At 65.7% G+C, this 14539-nt stretch carries 12 protein-coding genes; 2 read left to right on the forward strand and 10 right to left on the reverse strand.

Translation table 11 applies throughout. The features are described 5' to 3' along the window. Position 1: 1 nt before the first annotated feature. The 3 genes from LDO14_RS10345 to leuA form a co-directional block, all read right to left on the reverse strand. Positions 2 to 847 carry an isoprenyl transferase gene (locus LDO14_RS10345; RefSeq protein WP_223991577.1) on the reverse strand — a complete coding sequence of 282 codons (846 nt, stop codon included), beginning with the start codon at positions 845 to 847 and terminating at the stop codon, positions 2 to 4. Between the two features lie 2 nt (positions 848 to 849). Then, a complete protein-coding gene (gene recO, locus LDO14_RS10350) occupies positions 850 to 1602 on the reverse strand; it encodes a DNA repair protein RecO (RefSeq protein WP_018769265.1) in 753 nt (250 codons plus the stop codon). Positions 1603 to 1687: 85 nt separating this feature from the next. Beyond that, the gene (gene leuA / locus LDO14_RS10355; protein ID WP_018769266.1) at positions 1688 to 3427 is read right to left on the reverse strand and encodes a 2-isopropylmalate synthase; all 1740 of its coding nucleotides are present in this window, start codon (positions 3425 to 3427) and stop codon (positions 1688 to 1690) included. Positions 3428 to 3679: 252 nt separating this feature from the next. Here leuA and LDO14_RS10360 point away from each other — a divergent pair, with 252 nt between their 5' ends. Further along, complete coding sequence (locus tag LDO14_RS10360) at positions 3680 to 5632, forward strand: M13-type metalloendopeptidase (protein ID WP_056390411.1); 1953 nt, start codon at positions 3680 to 3682, stop codon at positions 5630 to 5632. Between the two features lie 99 nt (positions 5633 to 5731). On the opposite strand, the gene LDO14_RS10365 is transcribed toward LDO14_RS10360, so the two are convergent. The 5 genes from LDO14_RS10365 to LDO14_RS10385 form a co-directional block, all read right to left on the reverse strand. Further along, on the reverse strand, positions 5732 to 7195 hold the full coding sequence (locus LDO14_RS10365; protein ID WP_081620200.1) for an LCP family protein: 1464 nt from the start codon (positions 7193 to 7195) through the stop codon (positions 5732 to 5734). Positions 7196 to 7415: 220 nt separating this feature from the next. Further along, entirely contained in the window at positions 7416 to 8375 is a 960-nt protein-coding gene (era, locus tag LDO14_RS10370; RefSeq protein ID WP_018769269.1) for a GTPase Era, read from the reverse strand. Next, the gene (locus LDO14_RS10375; RefSeq protein ID WP_018769270.1) at positions 8359 to 9690 is read right to left on the reverse strand and encodes a hemolysin family protein; all 1332 of its coding nucleotides are present in this window, start codon (positions 9688 to 9690) and stop codon (positions 8359 to 8361) included. Before LDO14_RS10375 ends, era begins: the two co-directional genes overlap by 17 nt. Then, positions 9687 to 10160: an rRNA maturation RNase YbeY gene (ybeY, locus tag LDO14_RS10380; RefSeq protein WP_018769271.1), complete on the reverse strand. Its 474-nt coding sequence runs from the start codon at positions 10158 to 10160 to the stop codon at positions 9687 to 9689. The genes LDO14_RS10375 and ybeY overlap by 4 nt, the downstream gene beginning before the upstream one ends. Continuing rightward, positions 10157 to 11245: a PhoH family protein gene (locus tag LDO14_RS10385; protein WP_026265765.1), complete on the reverse strand. Its 1089-nt coding sequence runs from the start codon at positions 11243 to 11245 to the stop codon at positions 10157 to 10159. The genes ybeY and LDO14_RS10385 overlap by 4 nt, the downstream gene beginning before the upstream one ends. Before the next feature lie 405 nt (positions 11246 to 11650). On the opposite strand from LDO14_RS10385, the gene LDO14_RS10390 reads away from it, so the two are divergent. Continuing rightward, on the forward strand, positions 11651 to 12568 hold the full coding sequence (locus tag LDO14_RS10390) for a GerMN domain-containing protein (protein WP_018769273.1): 918 nt from the start codon (positions 11651 to 11653) through the stop codon (positions 12566 to 12568). On the opposite strand, the gene LDO14_RS10395 is transcribed toward LDO14_RS10390, so the two are convergent. Both LDO14_RS10395 and dnaJ read right to left on the reverse strand, forming a co-directional pair. Beyond that, positions 12555 to 13334, reverse strand: coding sequence for a 16S rRNA (uracil(1498)-N(3))-methyltransferase (locus tag LDO14_RS10395; protein WP_018769274.1), 780 nt, complete (start codon positions 13332 to 13334; stop codon positions 12555 to 12557). The genes LDO14_RS10390 and LDO14_RS10395 overlap by 14 nt on opposite strands. Positions 13335 to 13336: 2 nt before the next feature. Then, positions 13337 to 14464 (reverse strand): molecular chaperone DnaJ, encoded by a 1128-nt coding sequence (gene dnaJ, locus LDO14_RS10400; RefSeq protein WP_056390413.1) that lies wholly within the window; start codon positions 14462 to 14464, stop codon positions 13337 to 13339. Positions 14465 to 14539 lie beyond the last annotated feature (75 nt).

A 14539-nucleotide genomic window follows, 5' to 3' on the forward strand; every position in this document is an offset into this window, starting at 1 on the left:
GCTATTCCGCCGGGGCAGCGGGCGCCGAGGGAGCAGCGGCGGCGTCCACGGCGCCACCGTACCGGCGGTCGCGCCTGGCATACTCCTCGACGGCGGCCCAGAGCGTGCGCCTGTCCACGTCCGGCCACAGCGTGTCCATGAACACGAATTCCGCGTAGGCCGACTGCCAGAGCATGAAGTTGGACAGCCGCTGCTCCCCCGAGCTGCGCAGGAACAGGTCCACGTCAGGCAGGTCGGGCTCGTCCAGGTACTTCTGGATGGTCCGCTCGGTAATGGCGCCAGGCTTCAACTTGCCTGCCGCCACATCGGCGGCAATCGCTGAGACCGCGTCAGTGATCTCGGCCCTGCCGCCGTAATTAACACACATGGTCAAGTTACAGGTGGTGTTGGCCGCCGTGAACTCCTCGGCTTCCTCCAGCTCACGGATGACCGAACCCCACAGCCGCGGCCGGCGCCCCGCCCAGCGGACCCGCACGCCCCAGTCGTCCAACTGGTTCCGCTGCCTTCGCAGCACATCCTTGTTAAATCCCATCAGGAAGCGGACTTCCTCAGGCGACCTGCGCCAGTTTTCCGTGGAGAACGCGTACACGCTGACGTACTCGATGCCCAGTTCGATGGCCCCTGCCATGACATCGAGCAGCGCCGGCTCCCCTGCCTTGTGCCCCTCGATCCGCGGCAATCCCCGCTGGTTGGCCCAGCGGCCGTTGCCGTCCATGACGATGGCCACGTGCCGGGGAATGAATTCAGCCGGAATAGTGGGTGCCACCGCGCCGGACGGGTGCGGGTACGGCGCCACGACGGGATGCGTGCGCCGGCGCGGTGCGTTGTTCCTTTTTCCCAGGGCCACTGTCAGCTACGCTCCACATGTTTGAGGGATTTCAGTACTCGTTCCAGATGCCACTGCAGGTACGCGGCCACCAGGCCCGCTGCTTCCTTGCGATGCTGCGGCAGGGAAGCATCCGCCGTCGTCCAGTCCCCGGTCAGCAGCGCTGCCAGCAGCGTCACGGTCTCTGCAGCGGGGGCGGGGGAACCGGGCGGCCGGCACTGTGCACAAACCATGCCGCCAAGGGGCGCGGAGAAGGCCGTGTGCGGGCCCGGCATGCCGCAGCGGGAGCAGTCCGTGAAACTGGGCGCCCACCCGCCGGTGGCAAGGGCGCGCAGAAGGTAGGAGTCCAGGATGAGGCCAGCCGCATGTTCGTTGCGGCTCAGCGCAGCGAGGGCGCCCACCAGCAGGTTGTATTGTGCGGTACCGGCCTCGCCGTCGACGTCCGTCAGTTTCTCAGCCGTCTCCGTCATGGCGGCGGCCACCGTATACCTGCCGTAGTCCGCGGCGATGCTTCCGCCGTATGCACCCTTTGCCACGGCCTGCGTGACGATGTCCAGCGTCCGCCCTGACACCAACTGGAGATCGGCAACCATGAAGGGCTCAAGCCGGGCACCGAAACGGCTGCTGGTGCGGCGCACTCCCTTGGCGACGGCACGGACCTGCCCGTGGTGCTTCGTCAGGAGCGTGATGATCCGGTCCGCCTCGCCCAGCTTATGGGTACGGAGCACCACGGCGTCGTCCCGGTACGCCCGGGAGGCAAAAGAGTGTTGGACCACGCTCTATCTTCCCATCCTGCCCGGCAGCTCGCTGCCAGGCCACGGTGGTGCCACCGGTGGAAACCGGCGGCACCACCGGCAGGTATCAGGCCTGGGCGTCCCGGATGGCGCGGTTGACCGCGGAAATCACGGCCTTGAGGGAGGACATGCTGGTGTTGGCATCGATGCCTACACCCCACAGCACCCGCTCCCCCACCGCGCATTCGACGTAGGCCGCGGCCATGGCGTTGCCGCCTTCGGACAACGCGTGTTCGCTGTAGTCCAGCACGCGGACATCCACGCCGTCCTCATGCAGGATGTTCAGCAGGGCCGCAATGGGGCCGTTGCCGGTGCCGGTGCGGCTGACCTGGGCACCATCGATGGTGAGCGACGCGTGCAGCGTCATGCCGCCGTCGGCGTCTGTTTCCGTCTTGACGGCCCCCAGCGAGTAACGGCCCCACTGCCCGTCGGCCCGGCCGGACGGCAGGTATTCGTCCTGGAAAATCTGCCACAGCTGCGCGCCGCTGACTTCCCCGCCCACGGTGTCGGTGCGGCGCTGGATGACGCCGGAGAATTCGATCTGCGCGCGGCGCGGCAGGTCCAGGCTGTGCTCGTTCTTCAGCAGGTAGGCCACGCCGCCCTTGCCGGACTGGGAGTTCACCCGGATGACGGCCTCGTAGCTGCGGCCCAGGTCCTTGGGATCCACAGGGAGGTACGGAACCTGCCAGGTGAAGTCGTCCACGGGCTTGCCGGCTGCTGCAGCATCGCGCTCCAGCGCTTCGAAGCCCTTCTTGATGGCGTCCTGGTGGGAGCCGGAGAAGGCGGTGAACACCAGGTCGCCGCCGTACGGCGAACGTTCCGGGACGGGCAGCTGGTTGCAGTACTCCACGGTGCGCCGGACGTCGTCGATGTTGGAGAAGTCGATCATGGGGTCGATGCCCTGGACGAACAGGTTCAGGCCCAGCGTCACCAGGTCCACGTTTCCTGTGCGTTCGCCGTTCCCGAAGAGGCAGCCCTCGATGCGGTCGGCGCCTGCCATGTAGCCCAGCTCGGCGGCGGCGACGCCGGTTCCGCGGTCGTTGTGCGGGTGCAGGGACAGGATGATGCCGTCCCGAGGGTGCAGGTGCCGGCTCATCCACTCGATGGAATCGGCGTAGACGTTGGGCGTGGCCATTTCCACCGTGGCGGGCAGGTTGATGATCACCTGCCGGTCGGCGGACGCTTCAAAGACATCCGCGACGGCGTTGCACACCCGGACGGCGTACTCGAGCTCCGTACCCGTGAAGGACTCCGGGGAGTACTCGTAGGTCACGTGCGTGTCCACGAGTGTTTCCTCGTACTTCTTGCACAGGCGGGCACCCTGCAGTGCGATGTCCAGGATGCCGTCCTCGTCCTGGTTGAAGACCACGCGCCGCTGCAGCACGGACGTGGAGTTGTAGAGGTGGACGATGGCCTGCTTGGCACCCACCAGGGACTCGTAGGTCCGTTCGATGAGGTGTTCCCGCGCCTGCGTCAGGACCTGGATGGTGACGTCGTCCGGGATGTGGTTGCCCTCGATGAGCTGGCGGACAAAGTCGAAGTCCGTCTGGGAAGCGGACGGGAAACCGACCTCGATTTCCTTGTAGCCCATGCGGACCAGCAGGTCGAACATCTTCATCTTGCGCGCCGGGCTCATGGGATCGATCAGGGCCTGGTTTCCGTCGCGCAGGTCCACCGCGCACCACCGCGGGGCCTTGGTGATGATCTTGTCCGGCCAGGTGCGGTCCGGCAGTTCAACCTTGATCAGGTCCTGGAAGGGCGTGTACCGGTGGGCGGGCATTCCGGAGGGCTTTTGTGCGTTACGCATGATGTTCGTGGCCTTTTCTATCGATCTTCAGTGAAAGGGTGGCCGGGCAACACAAACTCCGCAGCGAGGGTGGGCCGTGCGCTAGATAGCGTCTGTGGCCTCGCCGCGGCAGCTAAGGAGAAGGAACTCTGCACGCACTCTTTGAGCGTAACACGGGTGCGTAAGATGAAAGGGCACTACCGTCCGTAAAGTCCAGCATGCAGACGCCTCCGGTGGTCAGCCGGACGCAGGCGTTCGAGCAAAGGAGTTGCAGTGCCCATTTCGGGGATCGATCTGTCCACCATTGATCACACAGTCCGGCCTCAGGACGACCTTTACCAACATGTCAACGGCGCCTGGTTGAAAGCCACCGAAATTCCGGACGACCGGCCCCTGGAGGGAACCTTCACCGCTCTTCGCGACGGGTCCGAAATCGCTGTCCGGGACATCATCGAGGAGGCGGCGGCCAAGGGCGCGGACGCCAGCGGGATCGAACGGAAGATCGGCGGCCTCTACAACAGCTTCATGGACGAAGCGACAGTGGAAGGCAAGGGCATGGAGCCGATCCGCGGGCGGCTCGGCGACGTGTTCGCCACGGGCTCGGTAGCTGACCTCATCGCACTGGCGGGCCGGTTGTTCCGTGCGGACGTGGGCGGGCTTTTCTACATCTACCCGGCCCCCGATGCGGGGAACCCTGACCGGGTCCTGTTGTACACCGGGCAGGGTGGCCTGGGCCTTCCCGACGAGTCGTACTACCGGGAAGAGAAGTTCGCACCCATCGTGGCGGCCTACACCGCGCACGTGCAGAAAATGTTTGAACTGGCCGGGGTGGCCGATCCCCATGGTGCGGCCGGGCGGGTTGTCGAACTGGAGACGAAGCTCGCGTCCCACCACTGGGACAATGTCACCCTCCGGGATCCGCAAAAGACCTACAACCTGAAGACGGCGGAGGAAGCCAATGCGCTGTTCCCCCTCCTGGCCACGTGGTTCGACGCCGCGGGAATCGACGCAGACAAGCGTACGGAAATCGTGGTGAGCACCCCTGACTTCTTCACCGGTGCCGCCGGCCTCCTGGACGAAGTTCCGGTGGCAACGTGGCAGGAGTGGCTGGCCATGCGCGTCGTCGGCGCCGCTGCACCTTATCTGTCGGCAGCCTTTGTGGACGCCAATTTCGCGTTTTACGGCACCACGATCAGCGGCACGCCCCGCAACAAGGACCGGTGGAAGCGCGGCGTTGGCGTCGTCGAAGCCGCCCTTGGTGAAGCTGTGGGCCAGATCTACGTGGCCCGCCATTTCCCCGAATCGCACAAGGCACGGATGCAGACCCTGGTGGCCAACCTTATCGAGGCCTACCGCCGCAGCATTAATGACGTTGCATGGATGGGCGGGGACACCAAGGCCGAGGCCCTCCGGAAGCTGGAGGCCTTCCGGGCCAAGATCGGCTACCCGGACGAGTGGATTGACTACTCAGCCGTGGAGATCGACCCCGCGGACCTCCTGGGGAACGTCGAACGCGCCCACAATGCCGACGTCGACAGGCACCTGGATGAGGTGGGCAAGCCGGTGGACCGGAACAAGTGGCTGATGACGCCGCAGACGGTTAACGCCTACTACCACCCGATGATGAACGAAATCGTGTTCCCGGCAGCGATCCTGCAGCCGCCCTTCTTCACCGCCGACGCGGACGACGCCGTGAACTACGGCGGCATTGGCGCCGTCATCGGCCACGAGATCGGGCATGGCTTTGATGACCAGGGCTCACAGTTCGACGGCGGCGGAGCGCTCCGCAACTGGTGGACGGACCAGGACCGCCAGGCTTTCGAGGCGCTGACGGCGCGGCTTGTGGCCCAGTTCGATGCGCTCTCCCCCGCTGCAGCGCCCGGACACCACGTCAACGGACGCCTGACATTGGGCGAAAATATTGGTGACCTGGCAGGCCTGACCATCGCCTACAAGGCCTACCAGATCAGCCTGGACGGGAAGGAACCGGAGGTCCTGGACGGGCTGACCGGTGAACAGCGCTTCTTCGCTTCCTGGGCAGCAGGCTGGCGCCAGGTCATCCGGCAGGAGGAGGCCATCCGGCGCCTTGCCACCGATCCCCACTCCCCCAACGAGTTCCGGACCAACGCGATCGCCAGGAACCTGGACCCGTTCCACGAAGCGTTCGACGTCACCGAGGAGGACGGCATGTGGATGCCGCCCGCCGAGCGGGTCAGCATCTGGTAGCCGCATAACAGAAATGGGCCCCGCCGTTGCCGGCGGGGCCCATTTTGTTGCCTGCCGGAGGTACTGCTGCCTGCAGCTGTACCAAGGCATGGAACGTCGCTACCGGCGCACGATCAGTTCGGGATTCGCCTGCTGGCAGACCTTGTCCCCGGCGGTCTGGTTGACGATGTCCTGGGGCAATGCTGCGGCAGGACTGCCGGCCTCATAGGCGGTGCCGGTGGTGAAGTCGCTGCCGAGGTAAACCTGTACGCCGGTCACGCCGGGAGCCGGAATCATCAGGGTGGCAGGAATCCCCAGCATGGCAGCGACATCTGCTGCCACGTCATCGAAGCCGTTGCCGTAATACACTGCCGTCTTGGCCACGGGCTGGGCCAGGAACTGGCCCGTCTGGGCGAAGCCGCCCGACACCAATGCCTGGACGATTTCCTGGGCGCGGCCTGCGACGCCGCTTCCGTTGGCGACGGTTACGGGCTGGATGGCCTTGTTGTAGGGCGGCACCGGCGGGGCTGTCTCAGTAGGGGCCGCGGACGGGGTTGCCGATTCAGTGGGTGACGGCGTGGTGGGCGCGGTGGGGTCGGTGAGGTCCACGTTCTTCCGCATTGCCGAGAAGAGCTGTGCGCCCGCTGGTTCGGCGATGACCAGCCGGTTGGGATCGATGGGTGCCGGCGTGGTGGGCACCGCGACAAACGCGACCTTGCCGATGTCGATGTTCTTGAGCCGGTTGCCGATCGTCAGCAGGGTGGGGACAGAGGCAAGGCCGTCATCCACTGTCAGGTTCTGGGTTACGACGTCCGCGATCTTCAGCATCTTCGCGGGATCGGACAGGGTTCCATCGTCCTTGATCTTGCGGGTCAGCGCCGAGAGGAAGCCCTGTTGCGCCTTGATGCGGCCAAGGTCGCCGCCGTCGGCAAAGGCGTGGCGGGTGCGGAGGAAGGCAAGCGCCATCTCGCCCTGCACGGTCGAGGTTCCGGCCGGCAGCCGCAGCCGGGAATCAGGATCGTAGACGGCGTCGCTGATGCAGACTTCCACACCACCCACGGCGTTGGAAAGTTCCTTCACGGCGTTGAAGTCGGCCATCATGAAGTGGTCCACCTGCATGCCGGTGAGCTTGTTGACGGTATCCACGGCGCAGCCGATGCCGGCCTCGCTCATGGCCTCATTGATCATGACGCCGGTGCGGGCAGGATAGTCCTTGCCGGTCTTCTTGTCCTTGCAGTCAGGAATGTCCACCAGCAGGTCGCGCGGAAAGCTGATGACGTTGACGCGCTTGTTGTCCTCGGAGATGTCCATCAGCATCATCACGTCCGACTTGCCATAGCCCGTGGAATCGTCGGCTGTGCCATATTGCGAGTTTTTTCCGTCGCGGGTGTCCGAGCCGAGGATCAGGATCTGCAGCCGGCCCGTGGCATCGTTCCCGGGGGATTCGGTGCTTTCGCCGCCGGCATTCAGCGGCGCCTTGGAGATGTTGTTCTGCAGCCGGAGGAACCAAAAACCGGCAAAGGCGATCCCGGCCACGAGGACCAGCGCCATGACACCCGTGACGGCTTTGAGCCAGATGGGCATCCCGCGCAGCGTACCGAGGTGCCGGGCGGCACCTACGGCGCCGCCGTTCGCGTGGCGGGATACCGGTCCCGGTCCGGCTGACAGGTCAGCCCCGTTGTCGCGTTTGTCGCGGCCTCGACCCACGTCGTGAACCTTCCTCTAAATACAGAATCCGGTCCATTTTAGTGGTCCAGCCTGGAAAACTTGCCTGCCGCACTCCTGCGAACGTTCTTTTCGTGGATCAGAAACCCAGCTTGACCAGCTGTTTCGGGTCGCGCTGCCAGTCCTTGGCCACCTTGACGTGGAGGTCCAGGTAGATGCGCGTGCCCAGGAGGGCTTCGATGCCTTTGCGGGCGTTGGTCCCGACTTCACGCAACCGGCTGCCGCCCTTGCCGATGATGATGGCCTTCTGGGACGGCCGCTCGACATAGAGGTTGACGCGCACATCAAGCAGGGGGCTGTCGTCAGGCCGGTCCTCCCGGGGAACGATTTCCTCCACCACCACGGCCAGGGAATGGGGAAGCTCGTCCCGGACACCCTCAAGGGCAGCTTCGCGGATCAGTTCCGCCACCATGACTGCCTCGGGCTCATCCGTCAGTTCGCCGTCCGGGTACAACGGGGGCGACGGCGGCATGTGGCTGATCAGCACGTCGGCGACTGTTTCCACCTGGAAGCCGTCAGTGGCGGATACCGGAACGATGTCCTTCCAGCCGTCCTCCCCCATTACTTCGCGGCCCAGGGCCGCCACCGCAAGGAGCTGTTCGGTGAGCGCCTGCTTGTCCACGAGGTCAGTTTTGGTGACGATGGCGATCACCGGTTTGCGGCCGACGGCGGCAAGCTGGGCGGCGATGAACCTGTCGCCGGGGCCGATTTTCTCGTTGGCCGGCAGACAGAATCCGATGGCGTCCACCTCGGCGAGGGTATCCGCGACGAGGTCGTTCAGGCGCTTGCCGAGCAGGGTGCGGGGACGGTGCAGGCCCGGAGTATCCACCAGGATCAGCTGGGCGTCCTCGCGGTGCACGATGCCCCGGATGGTGTGCCGCGTGGTCTGCGGTTTGGCGGACGTGATGGCCACCTTCTTGCCCACCAGCGCGTTGGTCAGGGTGGACTTGCCCGCATTGGGCCTGCCGACGAGCACCGAAAATCCGGCGCGGAATCCGCCGAAGTCGTCCGTGGCCGCAGCCTTATTTTTCTTGCTCACGTGGAACTCCCTGCTGGGTTGCTTCGGCCTCTTCCAGGAGGCCTTCAAGGTCAGTCTCTACTCTTGGTACCGGCGCCGCAATGATGTGGCTGACCCGGTTCCGCCGGCCTTCAAGCCGGTCCGCACGCAGCGATACGCCCTGCACTTCCACGCTGCTGCCCACGATCGGGACGCGGCCAAGTGCCTTGGCGAGGAGGCCGCCCACGGTGTCCACCTCGTCGTCGTCGATTTCCAGGTCGAAGAGCTCGCCGAGATCGTCGATGCCCATCCGGGCACTGACCCGGTAGGAACCGTCCCCCAGCGCGACGGCTTCCGCGCTCTCGGTGTCATATTCGTCGACGATCTCGCCGACGATCTCCTCGATCAGGTCCTCGAGGGTTACCAGTCCGGCGGTGCCGCCGTATTCGTCGATCACGATCGCAACGTGCGTGGACTCCTTCTGCAGTTCACGCAGGAGGTCGCTCACAGGCTTGGACTCCGGCACGTAGCGCACCTCGCGGGCCAGCGACTCGACCAGCGGCGGCTCCTGGTCCGCACGGAGCTGGTGGATCACTGCAGCAACGTCCTTGAGGTACACGATGCCAAGGATGTGGTCAGTGTTCTCGTTGATGACCGGGATCCGCGAGTATCCGGACCGCAGGAACAGGGACATCGCCTGGTGCAGGCTGGACCCGGCGTCAATGCTGACGATGTCCGTCCTGGGAACCATGACGGCGCGCACCAGGGTGTCGCCGAAGTCGAAGACCGACTGGATCATCTCCGCTTCGGTGTCCTCGATCATGTCGGACTCGCTGGCACGGTCCACCAGTTCCCGGAACTCCTGTTCGCTGAAGAACGCATCGTCGCCGCCCGGCGCCCCGGGGGCCGCCGAACTTCCCAACGCCACCAACCAGCCGGGAATCGGTCCCAGCACGCTGGTGAGGAACCGGACCATCGGGGCAGTGAAGCGGACAACGGCAGTGGAGTGCAGCCTGCCCAGCTGGCGGGGCGAAACGCCCACGATCACGAACCCAAGAAGGGCCATGATGCCGGTGGCCACCAGGCCGGCAAGCCACACGTTGTCCAGCAGGCTGGAGATCAGGACGGCGACGGCCACCGCGGAGGCCATCTCGAACCACACCCGCCAGAAGCGCAGCGCCCGGGTGTGGGCCACGGGCTCGGCAAGGATGCGCCGCATGGCGGTGCCGCGGCTCCTGTGCAGAGCATCTTCGGCGTCGTGCCGGGGAAGGAAACTGAAGGCGGCCTCGGCCGCTGTCAGCAGGGCCGCGACGGCAAGGAAAACCAATGCCACCGCGACCAGGAGCAGTTGCGTCACTGGGTCGTCTCTGCAGGTGCTTCTTTGCCCGTGAAGCCGGACAGGAGTTCCCGCTGGAGCCCGAACATCTCTGCCTTCTCCTCCGGTTCGGCATGGTCATAGCCCAGCAGGTGAAGGATGCCGTGTGTGGCCAGCAGCAGCATCTCGTCCTGCAGCGAGTGGCCGGCGTTCCGGGCCTGCACCTTTGCAACCTGCGGGCAGATGGCAATGTCACCCAGCATGCCCTGCGGGGTGGGCCGGTCGGGCGTCCCCGGGGTCAATTCGTCCATGGGAACCGAGAGCACGTCGGTGGCACCCGGTTCGTCCATCAGTTCAATGTGCAGCTTCTCCATGGCCGGCTCATCCACGAGGAGGATGGACAGTTCGGCCTGCGGATGAATGTAGAGCTGCTCAAAAATGTACCGCGACAGTGCCACGAGCTCCGACTCCTCCACCTGGACGCCGGACTCGTTGTTCACCTCGATGCTCACGCGTGTTCCCCCCGTTTTTCCCGGCCGGCTGAATGCTTGAGCCGGCTCCGCTGGGTTTCATCCCAGATGCTGTACGCGTTGACGATGTCCCCGACCAGCCGGTGCCGCACCACGTCGGCGGCATCCAGGACCGAGAAGCTCACGCCGTCGATTCCCTGCAGGATTTCCTCAACGATCCGCAGCCCGGAACGCGTCCCAAACGGCAGGTCCACCTGGGTGACGTCTCCGGTGACCACCATCTTGGATCCGAAACCGAGCCGGGTGAGGAACATCTTCATCTGTTCCGGCGTGGTGTTCTGCGCCTCGTCAAGGATGATGAAGGCGTCGTTAAGCGTCCGGCCGCGCATGTAGGCCAGGGGTGCCACTTCAATGGTGCCGGCCGCCATCAGGCGCGGAATGGATTCGGGGTCCATCATGTCGTGCAGGGCGTCGTAGAGCGGCCGGAGGTAGGGGTCGATCTTGTCGCTGAGCGTGCCGGGGAGGAAACCAAGCCGCTCCCCCGCTTCCACCGCGGGGCGGGTCAGGATGATCCGGCTGACCTCTTTTTGCTGCAGCGCCTGGACGGCTTTTGCCATGGCCAGGTACGTCTTGCCGGTGCCGGCCGGACCAATGCCGAAGATCACGGTGTTGGCGTCGATGGCGTCAACATAGTTCTTCTGGTTCAGCGTCTTGGGCCGGATGGTCCTGCCGCGGCTGGAGAGGATGTCGTGGGTGAGCACATCCACGGGATTCTGCAGTGACTGCGTGCGCAGGAGGGACACCAGTTGCTGCAGCACAGCAGGAGTGATGACCGTGCCGCGGGCCACCAGGCCACGGACTTCCTGCAGGAGCCGCATGATCCGGGGAACATCACCGGCGGGTCCGTTGATGGACAGTTCATTACCCCGGGCATGGAAGTTGACGGCGGGGAACTGCTCTTCGATGAACCGCAACGCCTCGTCATGGCTGCCGAGTGATTGAACCATCTGGTCGGAGTTCTCAAAGAGGACTACTTCAGTCCGGGTGCCGGGCAGGGAGTGCGGGAATTCACCCGGACTGCCTTCGCCCGTATTGAGCCGGCGCTTACCATTTGCTGATTCAGTCATGGTGCTGGCCCGCAGGCCCGTGGTCCCCTCGAAGATCGACATCAATGTTTGCGTTCGCTGATGCCGGCGCCCGTTGGACGGTGCTCCTGGCCCCAGCGATCCCTTTATCTTACGCCAGCGCGGGGCCGGGCCGGATACCAGGCCGCCATGGAGCAGCGGCTGCAACCCGTCCGGAGGGTGCCGGGACGTCCTTAGGTATCAACTTCATATCGGCCTCATATCGTTCCCGTTGCAGTTGTGCCCGCGGAGGCAAAGAGCGGCTGGGCGGCCGCGCCGCTGTGCAATGCTGGAAATCCAGCATCTGCTGGAACACCAGGCCGCCAGGGGGATCGGCCCGCCACGCCAGGAAAGGACAAGGGCAGGACAGTGCCGGAAACCTCTGCGCCCGAAAGGGCAGGACGACCGATGGGCCGTCTGCGCCCCGCCGTCCTTGCAGGAATCCTGGTCCTGGTTCCGGTCCTTGCGGGCTGCACGGCCGAGGGCGGCCCCTCACCCACCGGCACCATCGCCTCGGTGCCGGCAACGGGCGGCACCATGCCGGACACGCTGTCCACCAGCGCCCCGCTGGAAACCGCACAGTCCTCCAACAAGGCGCCGGTCTACTGGATCGGCCGCAGCGGCGGGAACATCTTTCTTTACCGGGAATTCCGCGACGTCCCTGAACAGGAGAACCCGGTCACCCGCGCCCTGCGGGCCATGATGTCCGAGAAGCCGCTGGACCCTGACTTCTTCACGCCCTGGCAGAACCCGGACAAACTTGCCACCTCAATCTCCGGCAAGGACGTCATCACCGTCGACGTCTCCTCGGACGCTTTCAACAGCAACCTCGATGCCGACATGGCTGCCCGGGCCATCCAGCAGCTGATCTACACGGCAACCGCTGCCGCCGCCAGTTCGGGCCTGATCGACACCGGCCAGCAGATCCGGGTCCGGATCCTCGTGGACGGCCACACGGACTACGTGGCCTTCGGCAAAGTGCAGCTCGGGGCCCTGATGACCCGCGCCGCGGGCCTGGTGGCGCCCGTCTGGATCATTGATCCCCAGGAGAACGCCGAAGTGCCCGGCGGGAGCGTGAAGATCACCGGCCGCAGCACATCGCCCGGGGCGAAGCTCCGCTGGCAGATCCTGCAGTCTACGGACGGCGGCAGCAAAGCACCGTTCCTGGCGGGTGAAACCACGGCTGCGTCCGAACAGGGGCAGGCCGGCGTCTTCACCCTGGCCCTGAACCTTCCGCCGGGCGATTACATGCTGCGTGTGGCCCAGGCCGGCTCCGGCGGGGAACCGGACCGGAACGAGGACACGAGGTCCTTTAAGGTCCGGTAGCCGTCCACCGGCCAAGGACGTCGCTGGCAAGCACGACGGCGGCCGGGCCGGCCGTGGAGGACCGCAGGACATGGTGCCCCAGGAGGGCGGTCACGGCGCCCTTATCGCAGAGTTTCGTTACCTCCCGCTGGCTGATGCCGCCCTCCGGACCGACGATGAGCAGGATTTCCCGGGGTCCGGAGCCTGCTTTCCCTTGCCATGTTTCAAGGACGGTGCGCAGCGGCCGAACGGCGTCCTCATGCAGGATGACAGCGAGGTCGGCAGCTTCCACGGCAGCGGAAAGCCCGGCAGTGTCGACGGCGGACCGCACTTCGGGGATCCAGGCGCGCCGTGCCTGCTTGGCGGCCGCGGCCACGGAGGATTCCCATTTGGCATGGGCCCGGGCTGCGCGGTCGCCCTTCCAGCGGACGATTGACCGTTCGGACTGCCAGGGTATGACGGCGTCGATGCCCAGTTCCGTGGCCGTCTCGATGGCCAGCTCGTCGCGGTCCCCCTTGGCGAGGGCCTGGACCAGCACCAGCCGGACGTCCGGCCTGTCTTCGACGGTCAGCGTCCCGCATTCCACCTCGAGTGCGGAGGGAGCGGCGGACACCACCTTCCCGGTCATCCGGGTGCCGGCGCCGTCGACGATGTCCACCGCTTCGCCGGGAGACAGCCGTTTGACGGTGACGGCATGCCGCGCCTCCGCCCCGTCGAGGACAAAGAGTTTGCCGGCCGCCATCCCGGCCAGCGAACCGGGGGGCGTGAAGAAGACGGGGTTGCTCACCGCTACAGGTTACCGAGCCGGTCCCGGAGCTTGGCGAACATGCCGCCGCTGGCAGCGAGCTTGCCCTCGGTGATCTGTTCACCACGGAGCTTGGCCAGTTGGCGCAGGAGGTCCTCCTGCGCGGGGTCGAGCTTGGCCGGGGTGTCCACCTGGAGGTGGACCTTCAGGTCGCCGCGGCCGTAGCCCCTCAGGTGGGTGACGCCGAGGCCGCGCAGGGTGATGATCTCCCCCGACTGGGTACCGGGCTTGACGTCGATCTCCTGCGTGCCGTCGAAGGTTTCCAGGCTGACATCCGTGCCCAGGGCGGCTGCCGTCATGGGGATGTGCAGGGTGGCGTGCAGGTCGTCGCCCTCCCGCACGTAGGTGGCGTCATTGTTGACGCGGATCTCCACGTACAGGTCGCCGGCCGGACCGCCCGCGGGGCCGGCCTCGCCCTGGCCGGAGAGCTGGATCCGGGTTCCGGTGGCCACACCGGCAGGGACCTTGATGGTCAGCGACCGGCGGCTGCGGATACGGCCCTGGCCGCTGCACTCGTTGCAGGGATCCTTGATGACGGTGCCGAAACCTTCGCAGGTGCCGCAGGGGGCGGCCGTCATGACCTGGCCGAGGATGGAGCGGACGGCCCGCTGGACCTGTCCGCTGCCGCCGCAGATGTCGCAGCGTTCCGGATGGGTGCCGGGGCGGCAACAGGATCCGTCACAGGTGGGGCAGACCACGGCGGTGTCCACTTCGAGTTTCTTGTTCACGCCGAATACGGCGTCGCGGAGGTCGATCCGTACGCTGATCAGGGCATCCTGGCCGCGGCGGACACGGGAAGCGGGACCGGACGTGCCGCCGGCGCCGAAGAAGGTGTCGAAAATGTCCTGGAACGCGAAGCCCTGGCCCGCGTAGCCTGCGCCGCCGAAACCGTTGTCGGTGCCGTTCTCATTGCCGGTGGTGTCGTAGATCCGGCGCTTCTGGGGGTCCGAAAGCACCTCGTAGGCGTGAGTTACTGCCTTGAACCGTTCCGATGCGTCCGCACCGGGGTTTACGTCCGGGTGTAGGGTGCGGGCCAGCTTGCGGTAGGCCTTTTTGATTTCTTCACCCGTCGCTTCGGGTGAGACTCCAAGGACGTCATAGTGGCTGCTCAAAGTTCGTATCTCTTCCTTGTTGTACTGCGTTCAGTTGGGCGGCCCAGCTCTTGCTTTCCGGCCGAAGCGCGCTCC

It is taken from the genome of Arthrobacter sp. NicSoilB11 (assembly GCF_019977375.1).
Classification (GTDB): domain Bacteria; phylum Actinomycetota; class Actinomycetes; order Actinomycetales; family Micrococcaceae; genus Arthrobacter.